At 50.7% G+C, this 18,879-nt stretch carries 21 protein-coding genes and 1 riboswitch; of the genes, 16 read left to right on the top strand and 5 right to left on the bottom strand.

The genetic code is table 11. The features are described 5' to 3' along the window. Positions 1-60 precede the first annotated feature (60 nt). Genes G548_RS0101110 through G548_RS0101075 form a run of 8 tightly spaced genes read left to right on the top strand, consistent with a single transcriptional unit; the run spans position 61 to position 7,627 of the window. On the top strand, positions 61-780 hold the full coding sequence (locus tag G548_RS0101110) for a response regulator transcription factor (protein WP_022792306.1): 720 nt from the start codon (positions 61-63) through the stop codon (positions 778-780). Then, the gene (locus G548_RS0101105; protein WP_022792305.1) at positions 777-2,522 is read left to right on the top strand and encodes an ATP-binding protein; all 1,746 of its coding nucleotides are present in this window, start codon (positions 777-779) and stop codon (positions 2,520-2,522) included. Before G548_RS0101110 ends, G548_RS0101105 begins: the two co-directional genes overlap by 4 nt. A 21-nt stretch (positions 2,523-2,543) precedes the next feature. Then, positions 2,544-3,278 carry a class I SAM-dependent methyltransferase gene (locus tag G548_RS0101100; protein ID WP_022792304.1) on the top strand — a complete coding sequence of 245 codons (735 nt, stop codon included), beginning with the start codon at positions 2,544-2,546 and terminating at the stop codon, positions 3,276-3,278. Positions 3,279-3,297: 19 nt separating this feature from the next. Then, the gene (locus G548_RS0101095) at positions 3,298-4,245 is read left to right on the top strand and encodes an ABC transporter substrate-binding protein (RefSeq protein ID WP_022792303.1); all 948 of its coding nucleotides are present in this window, start codon (positions 3,298-3,300) and stop codon (positions 4,243-4,245) included. Continuing rightward, positions 4,226-5,272, top strand: coding sequence for a FecCD family ABC transporter permease (locus G548_RS0101090; protein WP_022792302.1), 1,047 nt, complete (start codon positions 4,226-4,228; stop codon positions 5,270-5,272). The genes G548_RS0101095 and G548_RS0101090 overlap by 20 nt, the downstream gene beginning before the upstream one ends. Beyond that, positions 5,272-6,594 (top strand): ABC transporter ATP-binding protein, encoded by a 1,323-nt coding sequence (locus G548_RS18660; protein ID WP_022792301.1) that lies wholly within the window; start codon positions 5,272-5,274, stop codon positions 6,592-6,594. The genes G548_RS0101090 and G548_RS18660 overlap by 1 nt, the downstream gene beginning before the upstream one ends. Positions 6,595-6,608: 14 nt before the next feature. After that, positions 6,609-7,196: a cob(I)yrinic acid a,c-diamide adenosyltransferase gene (locus tag G548_RS0101080; protein WP_022792300.1), complete on the top strand. Its 588-nt coding sequence runs from the start codon at positions 6,609-6,611 to the stop codon at positions 7,194-7,196. Continuing rightward, positions 7,193-7,627 carry a hypothetical protein gene (locus tag G548_RS0101075; RefSeq protein WP_022792299.1) on the top strand — a complete coding sequence of 145 codons (435 nt, stop codon included), beginning with the start codon at positions 7,193-7,195 and terminating at the stop codon, positions 7,625-7,627. Before G548_RS0101080 ends, G548_RS0101075 begins: the two co-directional genes overlap by 4 nt. A gap of 127 nt (positions 7,628-7,754) precedes the next feature. On the opposite strand, the gene serA is transcribed toward G548_RS0101075, so the two are convergent. The 3 genes from serA to G548_RS0101060 form a co-directional block, all read right to left on the bottom strand. Further along, on the bottom strand, positions 7,755-9,371 hold the full coding sequence (gene serA / locus G548_RS0101070; RefSeq protein WP_022792298.1) for a phosphoglycerate dehydrogenase: 1,617 nt from the start codon (positions 9,369-9,371) through the stop codon (positions 7,755-7,757). A 256-nt stretch (positions 9,372-9,627) separates the two neighbouring features. After that, the gene (locus G548_RS0101065; RefSeq protein ID WP_022792297.1) at positions 9,628-10,119 is read right to left on the bottom strand and encodes an inorganic diphosphatase; all 492 of its coding nucleotides are present in this window, start codon (positions 10,117-10,119) and stop codon (positions 9,628-9,630) included. Between the two features lie 122 nt (positions 10,120-10,241). Further along, positions 10,242-10,490: a ferredoxin gene (locus G548_RS0101060; RefSeq protein ID WP_022792296.1), complete on the bottom strand. Its 249-nt coding sequence runs from the start codon at positions 10,488-10,490 to the stop codon at positions 10,242-10,244. Positions 10,491-10,662: 172 nt separating this feature from the next. On the opposite strand from G548_RS0101060, the gene G548_RS0101055 reads away from it, so the two are divergent. From G548_RS0101055 to G548_RS0101045, 3 genes are read left to right on the top strand one after another with little or no spacing between them, the layout of a single operon-like run. After that, positions 10,663-11,718, top strand: coding sequence for a YpbB family protein (locus G548_RS0101055; RefSeq protein WP_022792295.1), 1,056 nt, complete (start codon positions 10,663-10,665; stop codon positions 11,716-11,718). Beyond that, positions 11,690-13,183, top strand: coding sequence for a RecQ family ATP-dependent DNA helicase (locus G548_RS0101050; protein ID WP_022792294.1), 1,494 nt, complete (start codon positions 11,690-11,692; stop codon positions 13,181-13,183). The genes G548_RS0101055 and G548_RS0101050 overlap by 29 nt, the downstream gene beginning before the upstream one ends. Continuing rightward, positions 13,176-13,466 (top strand): hypothetical protein, encoded by a 291-nt coding sequence (locus tag G548_RS0101045; protein WP_022792293.1) that lies wholly within the window; start codon positions 13,176-13,178, stop codon positions 13,464-13,466. The genes G548_RS0101050 and G548_RS0101045 overlap by 8 nt, the downstream gene beginning before the upstream one ends. On the opposite strand, the gene G548_RS0101040 is transcribed toward G548_RS0101045, so the two are convergent. Further along, positions 13,447-13,653, bottom strand: a complete 207-nt coding sequence (locus G548_RS0101040) for a hypothetical protein (RefSeq protein ID WP_022792292.1) — start codon at positions 13,651-13,653, stop codon at positions 13,447-13,449. The genes G548_RS0101045 and G548_RS0101040 overlap by 20 nt on opposite strands. A 130-nt stretch (positions 13,654-13,783) precedes the next feature. Here G548_RS0101040 and G548_RS16970 point away from each other — a divergent pair, with 130 nt between their 5' ends. Together G548_RS16970 and G548_RS0101030 are read left to right on the top strand one after the other, a co-directional pair. Further along, the gene (locus G548_RS16970) at positions 13,784-14,419 is read left to right on the top strand and encodes a metallophosphoesterase (RefSeq protein ID WP_051143818.1); all 636 of its coding nucleotides are present in this window, start codon (positions 13,784-13,786) and stop codon (positions 14,417-14,419) included. 141 nt (positions 14,420-14,560) lie between these two features. After that, entirely contained in the window at positions 14,561-15,547 is a 987-nt protein-coding gene (locus G548_RS0101030; RefSeq protein ID WP_022792291.1) for a YpdA family putative bacillithiol disulfide reductase, read from the top strand. Positions 15,548-15,579: 32 nt separating this feature from the next. Here the strand turns inward: G548_RS0101030 and G548_RS0101025 are convergent, their stop codons facing one another. After that, positions 15,580-16,554 carry an asparaginase gene (locus tag G548_RS0101025; protein ID WP_022792290.1) on the bottom strand — a complete coding sequence of 325 codons (975 nt, stop codon included), beginning with the start codon at positions 16,552-16,554 and terminating at the stop codon, positions 15,580-15,582. Positions 16,555-16,657: 103 nt separating this feature from the next. On the opposite strand from G548_RS0101025, the gene prsW reads away from it, so the two are divergent. The 3 genes from prsW (at position 16,658) to G548_RS0101010 (ending at position 18,854) form a co-directional block, all read left to right on the top strand. Further along, positions 16,658-17,305: a glutamic-type intramembrane protease PrsW gene (gene prsW / locus G548_RS0101020; RefSeq protein ID WP_022792289.1), complete on the top strand. Its 648-nt coding sequence runs from the start codon at positions 16,658-16,660 to the stop codon at positions 17,303-17,305. A 23-nt stretch (positions 17,306-17,328) separates the two neighbouring features. Then, complete coding sequence (locus G548_RS19430) at positions 17,329-17,493, top strand: hypothetical protein (RefSeq protein ID WP_022792288.1); 165 nt, start codon at positions 17,329-17,331, stop codon at positions 17,491-17,493. A gap of 58 nt (positions 17,494-17,551) precedes the next feature. Next, a riboswitch (SAM riboswitch) is annotated at positions 17,552-17,658 on the top strand. A gap of 92 nt (positions 17,659-17,750) precedes the next feature. After that, the gene (locus G548_RS0101010) at positions 17,751-18,854 is read left to right on the top strand and encodes a methionine biosynthesis PLP-dependent protein (RefSeq protein WP_022792287.1); all 1,104 of its coding nucleotides are present in this window, start codon (positions 17,751-17,753) and stop codon (positions 18,852-18,854) included. Positions 18,855-18,879 lie beyond the last annotated feature (25 nt).

The raw sequence follows: 18,879 nt of genomic DNA, 5'->3' as shown, positions 1-18,879 counted from the left end.
AATCTCGGTCTGGCGGCGGGTAAAATGAATGCATAAGCTTTTTAGACAGGAGAGGATTTCATGGACCAGCAGACAACCATATTAGTTGTAGACGATGAAGCCCGGATCCGCCGGCTTATCCGGATGTATTTGGAGCGCGAGGATTTTTTGATTGAAGAGGCGGAAAACGGGGAGGACGCTCTTGCGATGGCCCTGGAAAAGGATTACGACGTTATTCTGCTTGATTTAATGCTTCCAGGCATGGACGGCGAAGAAGTATGTGAACAGCTGCGTGAAACGAAAGCGACGCCGGTCATTATGCTGACAGCCAAGGGGGAGGAATCCAACAGGGTACAGGGGTTTGAGGTAGGGGCTGATGACTATATCGTCAAGCCGTTCAGCCCGCGCGAGGTAACGCTGCGCGTAAAGGCCCTCCTCCGGCGCTCATCGTCCACCAAATATATGAAGCCGGAAGCATCTGCCAATGAAGTACTGGTTTTCCCTCATTTAACGATTGATAACGATGCCCACCGGGTGACGGTGGACAATAAAATCATCGGTCTGACGCCGAAAGAGTATGAGCTGCTGCTGTATCTGGCCCAGTCGCCGGATAAAGTATTTTCCCGCGAACAGCTTTTGAAGGATGTATGGAAATACGATTTTTTCGGGGACCTGCGGACGGTGGATACGCACGTGAAGCGCCTGCGTGAAAAGCTGAATAAGGTTTCTGAAGATGCCGCGGATATGATCTCCACAGTATGGGGCGTCGGCTATAAATTCGAGGTGGAGCAAAAGCAATGATCTGGCGCAGTGTCGTCGGAAAGCTCTGGCTGACTATATTGGGACTGTTAACGGTGGTCCTGTTAATTCTTACTATTCTGCTGCTTCAGTTTTTCGAGCAGTTTAATATTTCGGAAGCAGAGAACCAGCTGACCAACAATGCTGAAATCATCGCGACAGCGCTTCAGGAAGAAAACTCCCCGGAGAGTTCGCAGCCGGTCATTGATCAGATCGCCGGCACGTACAATTCTGAAGTGATGGTATTTATCGATGGAGACCTCTGGTACGGCTCCGGGGGCGGGGACGGCCTGGCCGCCTCTGATATTCAAAATAGTAATGAGCTCGGACGGGTGGCCGGAGAACGGGAGCAGGTGACGGTTCATGATACCTTTTCCATGGATGGCGGAGAGGACGAGATTTTTGCTGTCGGCGAGCCTTTTACAACTAATGAGGGCCGCGAGGGGGAAGTGTATGTGTACCAGTCACTTTCGGTCATTGAAGAGACCACCGGGGAAACAAAGCAGATTATTCTGCTTTCGGCTGGTATTGCAATTATTTTAACCACCGTTTTTGCATTTTTTCTGAGTACCCGTATTACAGCACCTCTACGGAAAATGCGCGAGCTTGCCCTCAATGTGCTGAAAGGGGATTTCGACTCCAAGGTGCCTGTAGTAAGCAACGATGAAATCGGTCAGCTCGGCAATGCGTTTAATCGGATGCGACGGGAGCTTTCGCATAACCTGACAGCGCTGAACCAGGAAAAAGAGCAGCTGAGCCGTATCCTGCACAGCATGGCCGATGGGGTCATCACCTTTGACCGGGGAGGGACGATGGTGCTGACAAATCCCCCGGCGGACTACTTTATCCGTTTGAACCAGCTCGAGAATAAACAGGAAGCAAGCTCGCTCCCAGGGGAAGTTACCAGCCTGTTTGAAAAAGCGGTGGAGACAGAAATGGAGCAGCTTGATGAGTTTGAGGTGCAGGGCCGGAGCTTTGCGGTGCTGGTCACCCCGCTTTACGGCAACGAAGACGTGCGTGGGGCGGTAGCTGTGGTCAGGGATATGACAGAAGAACGCCGCCACGATAAGCTGCGTAAAGACTTTATTGCCAATGTATCCCACGAGCTGCGGACACCAATCAGCATGCTCCAGGGGTACAGTGAAGCCATTGTGGATGATATTGCAGCAACGGAGGAAGAAAAGAAAGAAATTGGCCGCATCATTTACGATGAGTCCTTGCGAATGGGACGCCTGGTGAATGAACTGCTGGACCTTGCCCGAATGGAGGCCGGCTACCTGAAGCTCGAAAAAGAAGAGGAGGAGGTTACTTCCTTCTTTCAACGGGTCGAACGGAAATTTCAGGGACTTGCTGATGAATCTGAGGTGCAGCTCAACCTGGATCTGCACGCTCCGGAAGAATACGCCTTTATCGATGTCGACCGGGTAGAGCAGATTCTCACAAACCTGGTCCATAACGCGATCCGTCATACCGAAGCGGGAGGGTCGATTACCATCAGGGCTGTAAACGCCGACTCCCTGCATATGGAAGTGAGCGATACAGGCAGCGGAATTTCGAAAGAGGACCTGCCGTATGTATTTGAACGTTTTTATAAAGCAGACAAAGCAAGGACGCGGGGCAAGGGAGGCACCGGACTCGGCCTTGCCATTGTTAAAAATATTGTCGACGCCCATCACGGGGCTATTGCAGCAGAAAGTGAACCGGGAGAAGGAACGACGTTTTATATTGATCTGCCGAATAAGTAAAGCCCAGAGGAGCGGTTCAGCATGAAAGCTTGGTACGAAGAGCACTTTCAGGAAGACTATTTACGAGTGTACGACCACCGCGATGAAACGAAAGCGGCCAGTGAATTGAATACGATTATGGAAAAAATTCCGCTGACGCCCGGCGCCAAGGCTATCGATCTTTGCTGCGGAAACGGACGTCATGCCCGCTGGCTGGCGAGAAAAGGCGTGGACGTTACCGGCATTGATCTCTCGCCGGCACTGCTGAAAAAAGCAATTGAATTGACGAACGGCCTGTCGGTACAATACCAGCGTGGCGATATTCGCAACGTTCAGATCCGGAAGGAATACGATCTGGCCTTTAATTTGTTTACAAGCTTTGGCTACTTTCCGGATGATGAAGAAAATGAGTTAATATTTCAGCAGGCGGCCTCCGCGCTAAAGCCGGGCGGATGGTTTGTTTTTGATTATTTAAACCCAGAGTATATTAAGCAGCATATCGTCCCCCGGGATGAAACGGTGAAGGATGGACTGAAAATTTATCAGGAGCGGAGTATTCAGGACGAATTTGTCGTAAAACGCATCAGTATCGTAGAAGGGGATTCCACCAGAAGATACATGGAAAAAGTGAAAATGTATCAGGAAAGCCAGCTGCGCAGCATGATGGAAGCGCACGGACTGCAAATTCATGCTTTTTACGGCGATTACGATGCTTCTCCTTTTCAACTCGAAGCTTCCCCGAGGCAGATATTTATTGCCCAGCTTGCAGAACAATAAGCAGGAAGGAAGAAGATGGATGAAACTTAAAGCACTGATGATAATACCGGCAGCAGGTGCGCTTGCTGCCTGCAGCACTGATGGAGAAAGCGGCGGTCAAAGCGGGAACGACAGCAGCAATAATGAAAACACAGAACCTATTGAAGTTACGGATGCTTCCGGAGAGACAGTGACGCTCGACGAGGAGCCTGAGGATATTGTCAGCTTGATACCGAGCAATACGGAAATAGTTTATGAGCTGGGAGCGCTTGACCGGATTGCAGCAAGAACCGATGCGGATACATATCCAGAGGAAGTTACTGACGTCGAAAGTGTCGGTTCAGGCCTGGAACCAAATATTGAAGAGATAATTGCTATGGAGCCGGATGTGGTGCTTGCCCACGCCTCCTCCGGCATTGAAGACTCTCTTTCCCAGGTGGAGGAAGCAGGGATTCCGGTAGTTACCGTGCCGGACGCGCAGTCGTTTGAAGCTGTATATGACAGCATCGAGTTGATTGGCAGCACTATCGGGAAGGAAGAGGAGGCCGGTGATGTTGTCGATGAAATGAAAGAAGAGGTATCAGACGTAAAGGAAGCGACCGAAGAAGCTGATGCCAGCCCGCAGGTGTATGTGGAAGTAGGGGCCTCTCCTGATCTGTACACCGCAGGAAGCGGCACGTTTATTGATGAAATGCTCACTGCTGTTCATGCAGACAACGCTGCCGGCGAATTGGAAGGATGGTCGATGGTGAGCGAAGAAGAAATTATTGATGCTGCCCCGGATGTCATTTTAACAACGTACCCGACAGAAGAGGAGCCGCTTGAAATGATTGCCTCAAGAGAAGGATGGGAAGCTTTGCCTGCGGTGGAAAATGAAGAAGTGTACGCATTGAGCAGCGATAAAGTGAGCCGACCGGGTCCGCGTCTTACTGAAGGGCTTGAAGAAATGGCAGAAAGAATTCATCCGGATGCGATGGCTGAAAAATAATTACACAGGTGCCTACCTTCTTATGCTTGCAGCGTTTACCGGGGTGCTGCTTCTCGCCGTTTCCGCCGGTAGTGTGGCAGTACCTTTATCTGTAAGCATTAGAGCGGTATTAATACAGTTTTTCCCCTTTCTTCCTGTCTCACTTGAAACAGAGGCCGGCGCTGCAGCGATTATTCAGGAGGTGAGGCTGCCGCGTGTACTCCTGGCGTCCGCAGTGGGAGGGGCACTGGGGCTGGCCGGAGCTGTTTTTCAGGGACTGCTTCGAAACCCGCTTGCCGATCCTTATACGCTCGGCGTTTCCTCGGGATCCTCGCTTGGGGCGGTGGCGGTATTGTATTTCGGATGGCAGATCCCTCTGCTTGGCGGGTTTACCCTGCCGGTAGTCAGCATTATCTGCGGTTTTTTAACACTTGCTGTGCTGCTGCTTTTTGTTTATTCCGTGGAACGGGCAGTGCGCACTGAAACGATGATTCTTGCGGGTATTATCATCACCGCATTTCTCAGCGCGTTTATGTCGCTGTTGATTGCGTTCAGCGGAGAAGAGCTCCGGCAGATTATCCAGTGGCTGCTTGGGAGCGTAAGCCGCAGAGGGTGGGATTATTTTCAGCTGATCGTCCCGTGTCTACTGGTGGGAGTGCTGCTTCTGCTTCCACAGGCGCGTGCGCTCAACGCTTTTGCGTTTGGCGAAGACAGTGCTTCCTCGGTAGGGGTAAATGTAGCGAGGACAAGGCTGCTGCTTCTAATCGGCGCATCAGTACTGACAGGAGGAGCGGTTGCTGTGTCGGGCACTATTGGTTTTGTAGGGCTCGTGATTCCGCATATGATCCGGCTTCTTTGGGGGCCGGATCATAAACATCTGCTGCCATTATCCTTTATAGGCGGAGCAGTGTTTTTAATGCTTGCGGATTTGATCGCACGCACGGCAGCTTCTCCGGCAGAGGTGCCTGTCGGGGTGATTACGGCTCTGGCCGGAGCGCCGGTATTTGCTCTGCTTTTATTTTATCAGCGAAGAAGGCGGTGGCAGTAATGGTGGTAGTCCAAGTCGAAAACGTAACTGCCGGCTACGGAAAAAGAAGTAAGGTCGTTGACCGGGTCTCCTTTAACGTCAGGGCCGGGGAGATGATTGGCATTGTCGGGCCGAACGGCAGCGGAAAGTCTACACTGCTTCGAGTGATGGCCGGTCTGCATGAAGCAGCCTCCGGAAGCGTTCGGTATAAAAACATCCCTTTGAGCTCGTTCACTTCGTCACAGCGGGCTAAGACTGTTGCCTATCTTCCGCAGTTTGACGAATTAACAGCAGCCTATTCGGCCCGCCAGGTGGTAGAGATAGGAAGGTATGCTTACCAGCATGGCCTGTGGCCGGCAGCAAATAATAAAGAAGATGAACAAGTCATTCAAAACGCTATGCAGCAGATGCAGGTGTGGTCGAAAAGATTCCATTCATTCCACGCGTTAAGTGGCGGCGAAAAACAGCGGGTACTGCTTGCGAGACTGCTTGCACAGGAACCCGAGTGTCTGCTGCTCGACGAGCCGACGAACCATCTGGATATTCACTATCGTATTGAACTGTTGAATTATATTCGCAGCTGGACTTTGGAAGAAAAACGGGCTGTGGTAGTTGTAATGCACGATATTCAGGCAGCTGCTCTGTACTGTGACCGGGTACTGATGCTCTCACAGGGCAGGGTGGAAGCGTTTGATGAACCGACGGCTGTTTTTACCGAAAGCCGTTTGGCCCAAGTGTACCAGGCCGATATTCATGTCAGTCTGCAGCATGAAATAAAAGCACCAGCTGTGCACTGGCGCCCGCCGCAGCCAGAAGGTAACGGTGCGGATGATGTCCCGCTTTCATGGTCGGAAACAGCGCATCGAATGGAAGCAGTCTCACACACCGCTTTAAATGTGTACGCCCCTTCTTTAAAAAAGCTGGTTTATGGATCGGTGTTTTTCGTCGATACAATAAACGGTGCTGTACATATTTCCGCTGATGGAGAGCTGACCCATACCATTCAATTTTCCCCGGATATGCATGTGTGGAGAAAAAGCACAGGCAGCCGGGAGGCTGTTTTTGGCTCCGGACAGTCATGCTTTTTATGGCTCCACATGGCCGAAGGCTGGCCGGCCCAGGAGATTTCATCCTTGCAGCTGTATATGCAAAGAAAAGCATTCGAATGGATGCATGACCGCGGATATACTGGGCTTTCCCATGGAGCGCTCGAAGAGGTTATAGTAACCGCGCCGGTAAAAAAAAATGAAGCAATCCCGGAAGAACAGTTACATTGGCACTACCTTCACATCGGAGAATTGATAGAATCAGTGTTAGATGACTACAATTCGGCTTCCGGATAGAAAGGGTGATAAACATGAAGCTGTATACCAAACAGGGAGACCGCGGAGACACCTCCGTAGTAGGTGGAAAAAGAAACAAAGGCGATGCGAGGATTGAAGCATTTGGAAGCTTTGAAGAAGTCAACGCACTGATTGGCAAGGCACAGTTGATGGCAGCGGAGGAAAAAAGCGGCACAGATCTGCAAAAGGATCTTGAGCGTATTCAGCATGAACTGTTTGACTGTGGCAGTGATGTCGCTGACATAAGGGCTGAGACGGCACGTAAAGTTGATAATTCCACCGTGGAATGGCTCGAACGCCGTATCGACCAATACACGGAGGAAGCCCCGGCACTGAGAAAATTTATTCTCCCGGGAGGCACGCCGCTGTCGGCGGAGCTTCACCTTGCCCGCACCGTTTGCCGGCGGGCCGAACGGGAGCTTGTCCGCGCAGGCGAAGCCGAAGACGTTCCTGCCCCGGTGCTTATGTATATGAACCGTCTGTCGGATTACCTGTTCAGTGCCGCGAGAATTGCAAACAGCCGGGCGGGCACAGCGGACGTTGAATATGAACGAAGCGCAGAAGTATTTACTACGGAACAGGATAGGGAAAACAAAAAATGAAGCAGCTTCCGGCACAGACGATTCAAACTCAGCTGAGTGGTGAAGATGTGTTCATTGACGTCGGGCTGCTCCGCTGGCTGAATGAGCAGAGCGGGCCGGTGGAGCGGGACAACTGGCTGCTGGATGCATGTTTGTTCTTTCTGACCCGCCTGAGGGTACACGGACGTATCCGGCTTGATGAGGACGGCCATATCCACCGGCGCTTCTGGAAGGTCATGGAGAAGTCGCTGAAGCTGGAGAAGCACGGCAAGCATATCAAAACGAAACATATTTTTATCTACTGCTTTTTAGAGCAGATGGCCATGCAGAAGCAGTGGATTCAAAAAGACGGGGAGCATGCATTTATTACCCGGAGCGGCGGAGCTTTTTTGAACGAAAACCGGGAAAAGCAGCTTAACGAGCTGCTCGGGTATTTGTGGCCGAAATCATAAAAAAGAGGAAAACGACGGGCTCGGGGCTCGTCTTTTTTAATATCACTAAAAAAATTTAAACAAAACAGATAAAAGGAAAACTGTACAAAAAAGACGCGCCCGCAGGCACGTCTTTTTTGTATTATTGCTACAGTTCAATCGTATCGGCCAGAGAAATTTCTTCAATGGACGTTAAATCTTTTACCACGTCCTGGTTGGCTTCACGGTCAACAGCGAGCATCATGATAGCTTCCCCGCCTTCCTCACGGCGTCCTACCTGCATGGTGGCGATGTTGATCTGATGCCGTCCCAGAATTTGTCCCATTTTACCGATAACCCCCGGCTTATCCGTATGCTGGATGTAAATAAGGTGGCCGGTCGGATAGAAGTCGACATTAAAGTCATTGATGCGAACAATGCGTGGGCCGTATTCCTTTACATACGTGCCGTACAGCGTAAACGAACGGCCTTCGCCTTCGACGGTCGCCTGAATCAGGTTGGAATAGCCAAGCGACTGGGAGCCGAACTGCTCTCCGTAGTCAATGCCCCGTTCCTTGGCAATCGTGGAAGCATTCACATCGTTGACCGGTGCGTCGATACGGCTCTGGAGAAAGCCGGCAAGAAGGGAGCGGGTCAGAATAGACGTTTCAAGATCCGTGACATTACCGCTGTAGCGCACGTTCAGCTCCTGAACAGGCGTTTTTACGCTCTGGGACATGATATTACCCATGCGGCGGGCAAATTCATAATACGGGCGTATTGCTTCAAACTTTTCTTTCGACATTGTCGGGAGGTTAATAGAGTTTAAGGCTGGGAGCCCCTGCAGAAACTGAAGCACTTCGTCTGAAACCTGGGAAGCAACGTTTAACTGGGCTTCTTTGGTTGAAGCTGCAATGTGGGGCGTGCTGACCACCTGATCGAAAGCGACGAGCGGGTTTTCGTTTGCCGGCTCTTCTTCATAAACATCGAGGGCCGCGCCAGCCACATGGCCGGTTTCGAGATAATGGGCGAGTGCTTCTTCGTCAATAATACCGCCGCGGGCGCAGTTTAAAAGCATAACGCCGGGCTTTGTTTTGCCAAGGTTCTCGTAGCCGAGCATGCCTTTTGTATCCTTGGTGAGCGGTGTATGAACGGTGATTACGTCGGCCTCCCCGAGCAGCTCTTCGAAGTCCCGGAGGTCTACGCCCATTTCGTTTGCCCGTTCCTTTGTCAAAAACGGATCATACACGATGACGCTCATCTCAAAGCTCTGGGCCCGCTTGGACAGCTCCGAACCGATGCGGCCGAATCCTACAATGCCAAGCGTCTTTCCGCGAAGCTCCGTGCCCTGGAAGCCTTTACGGTTCCATTCACCGGCTTTCAGTGAAGCGTTCGCCTGCGGGATTTTGCGGGCGAGTGAAGCCATCATGGCAAATGTATGCTCAGCCGTGGAGATTGTATTGCCGTCCGGGGCGTTGATTACTACAACCCCTCTTTTAGTAGCGGCGTCAATATCAATATTGTCTACTCCGACACCGGCACGGGCTACGATGCGGAGGTTCGGCATGGAATCCATCACTTCCGCTGTGACAGTCGTACCGCTCCGGACGAGCAGGGCATCAAACGAATCGAGCCCTTCTGCATCATCAACGTGCTGCTGAACGCACTGTACCTGATCACTTTCAAGCAGCGGGGCGAGGCCCTCGCTGCTCATCGAATCGGATACAAGCACACGAAACGTCTGATTGCTGGTCACTGTTTCTTCTTCGTTCATAGTTTTCTGCATGTTACTCCACTCCCTTGTTCGTTCATTCACAAAAAGTTTGTTGACGTTTTGTGCTTTAAATGTCCAAATGTATTTCTCTGAAGGACAAATGTCTATGCGTAGTTGGGAAGAACTTTATCATACTCCAGTACAGGTGTCAATTTACCTGACGTCGCTGAAAATACTAAAAGAGACTGGTTTTCAGCCTCTTTGGTTACACGCATGTATAAAAACCGGCGGCAGCAGAAAAATTTCCCGCTGCCGGCCCGTATGATAATTACTGGTTGTTATAACGGTCGATGGATTCCTGTACAAGTTTAGCTGCTTCTGCTTCGTTTTCCCAGCCGCCGATTTTAGTCGTTTTCTTTTCAAGCTCTTTGTACGTCTGGAAAAAGTGGGAGATTTCATCAAGCTTGTGCTGTGGGACGTCATCAAGCGTGGTTACTCCTTCAAAGCGCGGATCCTCCGTTGGTACGGCCAGCAGCTTCTGGTCCTCGTCCCCGTCATCGATCATGTTTAAGTAGCCGATGACCCGTGCGTCAATGACGCAGCCCGGGAACGTTGGGTTGGTAACGAGCACGAGTACGTCAAGCGGGTCGCCGTCAAGCGCAAGCGTGTCGTCGATGTAGCCGTATTCTGCTGGATAAAACATTGGAGAGAAAAGCACGCGGTCGAGTTTAAAGACCCCTTTATCTTTGTCAAATTCGTATTTGTTCTGGCTGCCTGTTGGGATTTCAATGAGTACTTCTACTTCTTTGTTTTCTGCCAAGGCAATCTCCTCCTTCAATATGTATAGTAAACATCTTCTGCATTATAGCAGGAATGAAACACGGAAGAAAGGCAGGGAACAGAATCTGTAAAAAAACCCCCAGCAGCCTGGGGGCACGGTGCTTATTCGAATTTAAACGGGTCACCGCCGAACGGTTCCTCCGCGACTTTAATGGAATCGGTCGGGCAGCCTTCAAAAGCATCGATCATATCTTCTTCAAGATCGTCCGGAATGCTTTCTGTGCCCTGGTTGTCATCGACAATGTTTTCGGCCAGCCCCTCTTCGTCGTAATCGAAAATATCGGGAGCTGCTGCTCCGCAGGCACCGCAGGCGATACATGTATCTTTATCAACAATGGTGTACTTCGCCATCTGTGTCCCTCCATGTGATCAAATATCTATAAACTTATGCGCTTGGGCGAAGAGCGTCGTAAGGTCTATTCCATATTGTATTTCTTCATGATAAACTTTTCAACAGATATGAAATGCCCCCAGCAGGCAAACCTGTGGCATTTTGATGAACGAACAGAAAGGAAGAGGCGTATTGCTGTTTCAAGAGGCGATGATCCTGATAGCATTAAAAAGGCTCCGCGGAGAGCGTACAGACGCATCCGCCTATCACCTTTTGACCGGAAAGCGCTCCTCACAGACGATCACGGATGCCAAGTGGTTTCAATCAAAAGACCTGTTCGGTGCGGTTCCTGCTCTCGATAAGCCGCACTTTGAAAGCATTACCGCCTCTTTTTACCGGCGCGGCTGGCTGGAGGCCGGAGGAGTACCGGGTGCAGAGGCTTCCGCTGCCATCAGCCCGTGGGAGAAGATAGTGGAGGAAGCAGGCTTTGACGGATGGACGTACCGCGACACGGGACGGCAGTTTTGGAGAAGGGTTGCTCTGTTGATTCAGACGCTCTCCCACCTGTACCAGCAGAAAAAACAGTTTGTTCCTATCATTCAGGATGTGCAAGCACAGCAGTGGGTAAAACGGAAGCTTGCGGCCTGGGGCCCGGAAAAATATACTGTCATGAACAGGTTATATGAAGAAATGGCGGATTGTCTGCATGAACTGAAAGAGGTGCAGGCATTTATACTTGCATACAAACTGACCGGAGCGGAAACTCTCGGAAAAACGACAGAGCAGATAGCGCTTCTCCAGGATATGGAAAAGGATGAAATTGAGTACTTGTTCCACGGAGCAGTGCACACTTTAATAAAAAAAGCGGAAAACCAGCCGGGGACGGTGCTTCATGAATGCCTGGATACCGGAGGAAATCCACAGCTTACCGTCACAGCTGAAAAGACGCTTGATTTCATAAACAAAGGACTGTCGCTCGACGGAATCGCGCGTGCCCGCCGGTTAAAGAAAAGCACCATTGAAGACCATTTTGTGGAAATTGCCGGTGAGATAGAAGAATTTTCGATTGACCATCTGGTGCCGCCAGACCAGCAGGAAGCAATACGCCGGGTAGCTGCTTCCCTCGATACATTTAAGCTGAAAGCGCTGAAAGAACAGCTGGACGATGATGCGACATACTTTGCGATCCGGCTTACGTTAGCAAAAGGAGGAAAGAAAAGTGAGCGAGAAAACAGAAGCGCTGAATAAATACTTTGGCTTTCCTTCCCTGCACGACTACCAGGAGCCGATCGTGGATGCGCTGCTTGCAGATACGGACACCCTGGCTGTTCTGCCGACTGGAAGCGGTAAGTCCATCTGCTTTCAGCTGCCCGCTTTAATGAAGAGCGGCCTGACGATTATCGTTTCTCCGCTGCTCTCCTTAATGGATAATCAGCTCCAGGAGCTGAGGGCAAAGCATATTAAAACAGCCGCCGCCTACAACAGCTTTATGAGCCCGGAGGAAAAATCCCGGGTGCTCAGCCGGCTTTCGTCGTTAAAGCTTTTGTATATTTCTCCGGAAGCGCTGTCGCTGCCGTTTATAGTAGAACGGCTGAAAACGATACAAGTGTCGATGATGGTAGTGGATGAAGCTCACTGTATTTCCCAGTGGGGGCATGAGTTCCGGACTGATTATTTGAAAATCGGGCCGGTGCGGCAAGCGTTGGGCCGCCCCTGCATGGCCGCTTTTACGGCAACGGCGACCCCGGAAGTGCAGATGGACATAAAAAAACAGCTGCAGATGGATGCGCCGGCAGAGTACATACATTCGGTGGATCGTGAGAACATTGCGCTGTTTGTTCGACAGTGCACGGGCGAACGGGAAAAGAAAAAAGAAATGATCAGGCTCGTCCAGGAGGCACCGGGCCCCGGCCTGGTTTACGTATCGAGCCGGAAAAGATGCGAAGAGCTTAAAGCGCTGCTCCAGAAAGAAACATCCCACCGGGTGGAGGCTTACCACGGCGGGCTCGAAAATGAGACCAGATTAATGATCCAGCAGCAGTTTTTACATGGCGACCTGGATGTCGTAGTGTGCACAAATTCCTTTGGTATGGGGCTGAATAAAGCCGACGTCGAATTTGTTCTTCATTATCATTTTCCAAAAGATGCAGAGTCGTATATCCAGGAAATCGGACGAGCGGGAAGGGACGGAAGACAGGCATGGGCGGCAGTGCTTTACCTGGAGGATGACATCATTATTCCGCAGATGCTGATGGAAGCGGAGCTTCCCCCGGTGAATGAACTCGGCTCTGCATTGGAAACGGCAGCTGGAAGCAGCAGGGCAGAAATAACAGAGGAGCTGATAAACAGAATGGGATGGACAGAAACTGCTGCCCGGTTTCTTGCGTACTATCTTGAAAAATATCCGGAAAAATCACGGGGAGGGCTTCTTGAAGAACTGGAAAAGCAGGTGCAGCAGCGATGGTTTGAAAAGCAGAAAAAGCTGAAGGCTATGATACAATGGTTAGAAAATAGTGAAGCCTGCCGGAGACGTTTATTACTGCAGGTTTTTGGGGAAGCATTAATGAAACGTCCCGAGCCCTGCTGTGATATGTGCGGGCACAGGATTCCTTTTCGTGAGCATCAAAGAGCAGAGAAAGAAAAAGAAACAGCCCCGTGGGAAACACGACTACAGGAGCTGTTTTTCGGAAGGGAGAGAGCGAAGCATGAGTAAAACACGTATGGAAAGGCGAAACGCCGACGCGGGCGAAAATGCCCAGCAACGAGATACAGACCGGAGCCGCCTTGGCCGCCGCCGGGGCAGTGCAGGCGGGGAGAATTCGGGTGAGGAGGAGCACGGAGAGGCCCTGAGGCGTTCACGCTACTCCGGAAAAGACGAAGAGCCGGAGGAAGAAGAGAGCCCAATGCTGACCCTTCCCCATACGCTGTTGGCTGCGTTTATATTTATTGTAATTACCGCCCTGGTATCCCCGTTCATTATAAGTATGTTTCAGTAGAAATGAACGCGGCAGACGTTTCTGTCAGCGGTGAAGATAAAAGAAGGCCGACAAAACAGGCAATCACGCCAAAGATCATTAATACAAACGGCCAGGTGAGCGGTTTTTTTCTGAATAAAAAATATAAAAGCAAAAAGAAGCCTCCTCCAAATAAAGCGGCTCCTGCTAAAAAGACAATAAGATCCATCGTTTAAATACCTTCTTTCCGGTCAATTTTTCCCTTACATAAGTATAGCGGAGATAAACGGTATACGTATACTCGTTTTTAAATTGTCCGGAAACGTTCAAATTTTATAAAGGAAAAGAGGGGTTCCATCGTGAAAAAATGGCTGCTGGCTCCTCTTCTTTTTTCTGTGCTGTATGCCGGCAGGGTCCTGCAGGAAACATGGCAGAATAAAGTGAGAACTCATGAGCTTGAATATAAAAATCTGCCGCCGGAGGCGGAGGGCTTCTCCATCTTTTTCATTACCGACATTCACCGCCGGCGGGTCTCGCCTGCATTGTTCCGGCAGCTCGAACGAAATCCTGACCTGATTATTATTGGCGGTGACCTGGCCGAGCTTGGGGTGCCGGCTGAGCGTATCAGACAAAATCTCCGCCTGCTCCGCAGCTATGCGCCGGTTTTGTTTGTCTGGGGCAACCATGACCTGCAGGTGGGCCGTAGATGGCTGAGACCGCTTCTGCATCAGGAAGGGATCGAAATTCTCGAAAAAAACGCATACACGTTGAATGAAAGTACTTTTACCATTGCTGCCTTCGGGGAGGAACGCTTTTACGAATCTTACCGTAACCCGGCACGCCTGCCGGACGCAGACCTGCTTATCGCCCACAACCCGGAAGCGTATTACCGGTACGGCCCTTTTTCCGTGCGTGCGGCCTATATGCTTACCGGGCATACCCATGGCGGCCAGATCCGGCTGTTTGGCTGGGGGCCGAAATTAAAGGGAGGCTGATACGATGAAAAATACCAGGCTTTGTTTATCAGCAACGGCTACGGCACGACCAGCATACCGATGCGCCACGGCGCCCAGGCGGAAACGCACCTGTTTGTGCTGACAAACAGTCATTCTAACAGCGAATAAAGGAGTATGAATATGAAGGAGCAAGTAATTATTATCGGGGGCGGGCCGTGCGGTCTGGCGGCAGCTATCGCTTTAAAGCGCCGGGGGATTGATGCGGCCATTATTGAGAAGAAAAATATCGTCCACAGCATTTATGAGTACCCCGTCCATCAGACGTTTTTCAGCTCTGCAGATAAACTCGAAATCGGCGGCCATCCCTTCCCGGTGGTAGACCGAAAACCCCGGCACCAGGAGGCTCTGGTTTATTACCGCAAGGTAGCGGAAGCGGAAAAACTGCGTATTTATAACTATGAGGAAGTACAGGCGGTCCGGGAAGCGGAGGGCGGCTATCTGGTTCAAACTGAAACGCTTCAGGGCGAGACCCGGGAGTGGCAGGCCCCTCACGTTATTATAGCTACCGGCTACTACGATAATCCAAACCATATGGGCGTGCCTGGAGAAACCCTCCCGCATGTAAAGCATTATTTTGAAGAAGCCCATCCTCACTTTAACCAGCAGGTCGTTATCATTGGCGGAAGAAATTCAGCTGTGGATGCTGCTCTGGCCCTTGAGCAGGTGAACGCTCAGGTGACGGTACTCTACCGGGGAGAGGAGTATTCCAAAAGCATCAAGCCGTGGATCCTTCCGGATTTTCAGGCAATGGTCCGGCGCGGCGCAGCACGAATGGAATTTGAAGCGGATGTGGTACGTATTGAGCCCGATCAGGTCATTTATGAACAGGGGGGCAGGTCCTTCTCCGTGCCGGCTGATTTTGTTTTCGCCATGACCGGCTATCATCCGTCAAGGGAATTTTTCCGCCAGCTCGGTATTGCTGTTGATGAACAGTCGGGCCGTCCTTCCTTTGACGAAGAAACGATGGAAACAAACCGGGAAAACATTTATATTGCCGGAGTCATCGCAGCCGGGGATGAAGCAAACGAGATATTTATCGAAAATGGACGCTTCCATGGAGAAAAAATAGCAGAAAATATAGCACGAAAAAAAGCCACTTCGTTTTGATAAACTGGTGGCTTTTTGATATACGGGCTATGCTATTCAATATGTTCAAAACAGTCGCGAATAGCTTCAAGCGGCCGCTTTTCATCCAGGGCAGCGAGCAGCTTCAGGCGCGCTTTCTGGCCGTTCAGCCCGTTCGTAAAGATAACGCCCTTTTGCTTCAGCTGATAGCCGCCCCCTTCATAGCTGTAGGTAGCCTGGACCACACCGCTGTGGCAGCGGGAGACAAGGACTACAGGCACCTGCCTGGCAATCGAATCCTCAAGCAGCGGCACGATGGTAGGAGGAATGTTCCCCTGGCCAAATGCTTCGATAATGATGCCGTCAAGAGGCTGGTCGAGCAGTGGGGAAAGCAAAGCGGCATCCATGCCGGCTGCCATTTTTAAGAGGAGCACCTTCCTATCCATATGAGCCGGGGAAAAATGCTCGCGGCTTGCCGGGTAGTGATGGATAAATATTTCGTTGTTCGTCACAAAGCCGAGCGGACCGTATTGCGGACTCTGAAATGTGGCAATGTTGGACGAATGGGTTTTTGTGACGTTTTTGGCAGAATGGATCTCTTCGTTTAAAACGACAAGAACGCCGATGCCTCGGGCTTTATCGCTTGCGGCAGTACGGACCGCTGCCAGGAAATTCTGCGGGCCGTCAGCGCTGATTTCATTGCTTGAACGCATGGCACCTGTCACTACGACCGGCAGGTCTTTGTCGTGAAAAAGGTCGAGTGCATAGGCGGTTTCTTCAAGGGTGTCGGTGCCGTGGGTAATAACGACGCCGTCATATGCATCCTCGGAAAGCTTCTCAAGCATATGCTCGTGCAAAGAAAGCATGTGCTCCGGAGTAATGTGGGGGGAAGGGAGATGCAGGAAATCGCTTGTCACAATTTCAGCAATTTGGTTGGCAATGCGGCTCCATTGGCTTAACGGATTGTGAAGGCCCGGCTCCACGCCGCTTTCCTCCGTCTGGGTCATGGCGATCGTGCCGCCTGTATGAATAACCAGTATTTTTTTCATTTTAATTCCTCCTTGTCGGCTCGGCTGTGGCTGGCATTATTCTTTTACGAATCTGAACATAGCATGATACGATACGTTTAACAAGAGAGGGTGAGAACAAAAGGTGATCGCACTGATTATGGCGGCCCTGGCGCCGGCTGTTGCTTTACTGATATATTTCACATTAAAACGCCGGGCGGACGTAGAGCGGAGGCTGCCGGTCATTCGTGCGTTTGTTATAGGGGTGCTGATTGTGTTCCCGGTGCTTGTGATCGAGCATGCGCTTGAAACGGAAGGGGTAAGCATGCCGCTTTTTGCGGCGCAGTATACCCAGGCTGCCGTGCTCGAGGAAGGCATCAAGTTTTTTCTGTTGTATACGTTTGTGCTGCGATTTGCCCCGATTAAAAATACTTACGACGGCGTTATTTATGGGCTTTCCCTGTCGCTTGGCTTTGCTTCGCTCGAAAACATTCTGTACTTAATTGCAAACGGCATTGAAACGGCTGTCACCAGAGCTCTCCTGCCGGTAACGGTGCATGCGCTCCTGGGCGTGATTATGGGGTACTATGCGGTATCGGCAAAGCGTGCTTCCCGTCATGGCAGGCGCCTCTTCTCTTTTTTTCTTGCTCTCGCTATTCCGCTTATCTTCCACGGGCTGTATGACTATATATTAAGTGCTTCTTTAGGCAATATTCTGTATTATCTTATCCCGTTCATGCTATTTTTATGGTGGTTTGCGTTGTCAAAAGCAAATAAAGCCAATGCGATATAACAACTCGAAAGGACGAAGCTACTATGTCAGAAGACCGCCGTTACCGCGTTGTTATCCGCTGTCCGAAATGCGGGGAAAAGTACATTCTCCGCGGCAGAAAAAACAAAGCCGGGGAAATGGAAACAGGTTTTCGCCGCTGTGTCTGCGGCAATGAAAGCCAGCTGCATATCGATATTGCACCGGAATAAAAAGGTTACTTGCAATATCGATTCGTTTCATGTACTTTGGAAAGTAATCATATAACGTTTCTTATCAAGAGAGATGGAGGGATCGGCCCTTGGAAGTCTCAGCAACCAGCCGCAGGCAATGCGGTCAGGTGCTAACTCCTGCAAGCTTTGCTTGCGAGATGAGAAGAAGTATTGCATGCCAAGGTCTTCTTCTGTCTAAGGAAGAAGGCCTTTTCGTACATTTAATGCATTAATTTTATAGAAATGAGGGCTGTGACATGTCAAAGCAACTGCAGATAGAAACCATCCTGGCACAACTGGGTAACAATTCCGACCCGCGGACCGGAGCGATCAATCCTCCTGTCTATTTTTCCACGGCGTATAAACATACAGGCATTGGAGAGTCGACAGGATACGACTATTCCCGGACGGCGAACCCGACAAGAGACCTGCTTGAAAACGGTATCGCCGCGCTTGAAGGAGGTAAACACGGGTTTGCCCTCAGCTCGGGGATGGCTGCGATCCAGACGCTGTTTGCGATTTTTGAAACCGGTGATGAAGTGATTGCAACGAGCGATATTTACGGCGGCACGTATCGTCTCTTCGAAGAAGGATGGCGGCACTGGGGCGTGACGGTTACATACGGTGATCCGAGGGACCTCGAAGCATTTGAACAGCTGATAACAGAGAAAACAAAGGCATTGTTTATTGAGACGCCGACGAACCCGCTGATGCAGGAAGCGGATCTGAAGGAGCTTTCGCTGCTTGCGAAAAAGCACGGTGCCTGGCTTATTGTAGACAATACGTTTTATACTCCAGTGCTTCAGCGACCGATAGAAGAAGGTGCTGACATTGTAGTGCACTCGGCCTCGAAATATTTGGGCGGACACAATGATTTGATTGCCGGGCTGATTGTATCCAACGTGGACGAGCTTTCTGAAAAAATTGGAGCGCTTCAGAACGGCATGGGCACAATTTTAAGCCCGTTTGATTCATGGCTGCTTATGCGCGGAATGAAAACCTTAAAGCTCCGCATGAAGCAGCATACAGAAAACGGCAAAGCAATCGCAGAGTATCTCAGCCGTCACGAGAAGATAACAGATGTGCTTTACTCGGGCCGGGGAGGCATGCTTTCCTTCCGTCTTGAAAACGAAGAATGGGTGGATTCATTTTTACGAAATATTAAAATTATCACGTTCGCAGAAAGTCTGGGCGGAGTCGAAAGCTTTATTACGTACCCGGCAACGCAGACACATGCAGATATGCCGGAAGCAGTACGGGTCCACAACGGCGTTGACAACCGCCTTCTCCGCTTTAGCATCGGCATAGAGGATAAGGATGATTTAATTGAAGATCTCGAACAGGCGCTCAGGGCGCTGTAACTGATAAGCAGGAGAGGGGCAGAGC

This window comes from Marinococcus halotolerans DSM 16375 (assembly GCF_000420725.1).
GTDB classification, from domain to species: Bacteria; Bacillota; Bacilli; order Bacillales; family Marinococcaceae; genus Marinococcus; species Marinococcus halotolerans.
This window is presented reverse-complemented; position numbering and strand designations above follow the sequence as displayed.

Bases quoted from the DNA above. Each gene is read 5' to 3' on its own strand.
- G548_RS0101110 (WP_022792306.1), top strand. From the start codon at position 61: ATGGACCAGCAGACAACCATATTAGTTGTAGACGATGAAGCCCGGATC.
- G548_RS0101105 (WP_022792305.1), top strand. From the start codon at position 777: ATGATCTGGCGCAGTGTCGTCGGAAAGCTCTGGCTGACTATATTGGGA.
- G548_RS0101100 (WP_022792304.1), top strand. From the start codon at position 2,544: ATGAAAGCTTGGTACGAAGAGCACTTTCAGGAAGACTATTTACGAGTG.
- G548_RS0101095 (WP_022792303.1), top strand. From the start codon at position 3,298: ATGAAACTTAAAGCACTGATGATAATACCGGCAGCAGGTGCGCTTGCT.
- G548_RS0101090 (WP_022792302.1), top strand. From the start codon at position 4,226: ATGCGATGGCTGAAAAATAATTACACAGGTGCCTACCTTCTTATGCTT.
- G548_RS18660 (WP_022792301.1), top strand. From the start codon at position 5,272: ATGGTGGTAGTCCAAGTCGAAAACGTAACTGCCGGCTACGGAAAAAGA.
- G548_RS0101080 (WP_022792300.1), top strand. From the start codon at position 6,609: ATGAAGCTGTATACCAAACAGGGAGACCGCGGAGACACCTCCGTAGTA.
- G548_RS0101075 (WP_022792299.1), top strand. From the start codon at position 7,193: ATGAAGCAGCTTCCGGCACAGACGATTCAAACTCAGCTGAGTGGTGAA.
- serA (WP_022792298.1), bottom strand. From the start codon at position 9,371: ATGCAGAAAACTATGAACGAAGAAGAAACAGTGACCAGCAATCAGACG.
- G548_RS0101060 (WP_022792296.1), bottom strand. From the start codon at position 10,490: ATGGCGAAGTACACCATTGTTGATAAAGATACATGTATCGCCTGCGGT.
- G548_RS0101045 (WP_022792293.1), top strand. From the start codon at position 13,176: ATGAGTAAAACACGTATGGAAAGGCGAAACGCCGACGCGGGCGAAAAT.
- G548_RS0101040 (WP_022792292.1), bottom strand. From the start codon at position 13,653: ATGGATCTTATTGTCTTTTTAGCAGGAGCCGCTTTATTTGGAGGAGGC.
- G548_RS0101030 (WP_022792291.1), top strand. From the start codon at position 14,561: ATGAAGGAGCAAGTAATTATTATCGGGGGCGGGCCGTGCGGTCTGGCG.
- G548_RS0101025 (WP_022792290.1), bottom strand. From the start codon at position 16,554: ATGAAAAAAATACTGGTTATTCATACAGGCGGCACGATCGCCATGACC.
- G548_RS19430 (WP_022792288.1), top strand. From the start codon at position 17,329: ATGTCAGAAGACCGCCGTTACCGCGTTGTTATCCGCTGTCCGAAATGC.
- G548_RS0101010 (WP_022792287.1), top strand. From the start codon at position 17,751: ATGTCAAAGCAACTGCAGATAGAAACCATCCTGGCACAACTGGGTAAC.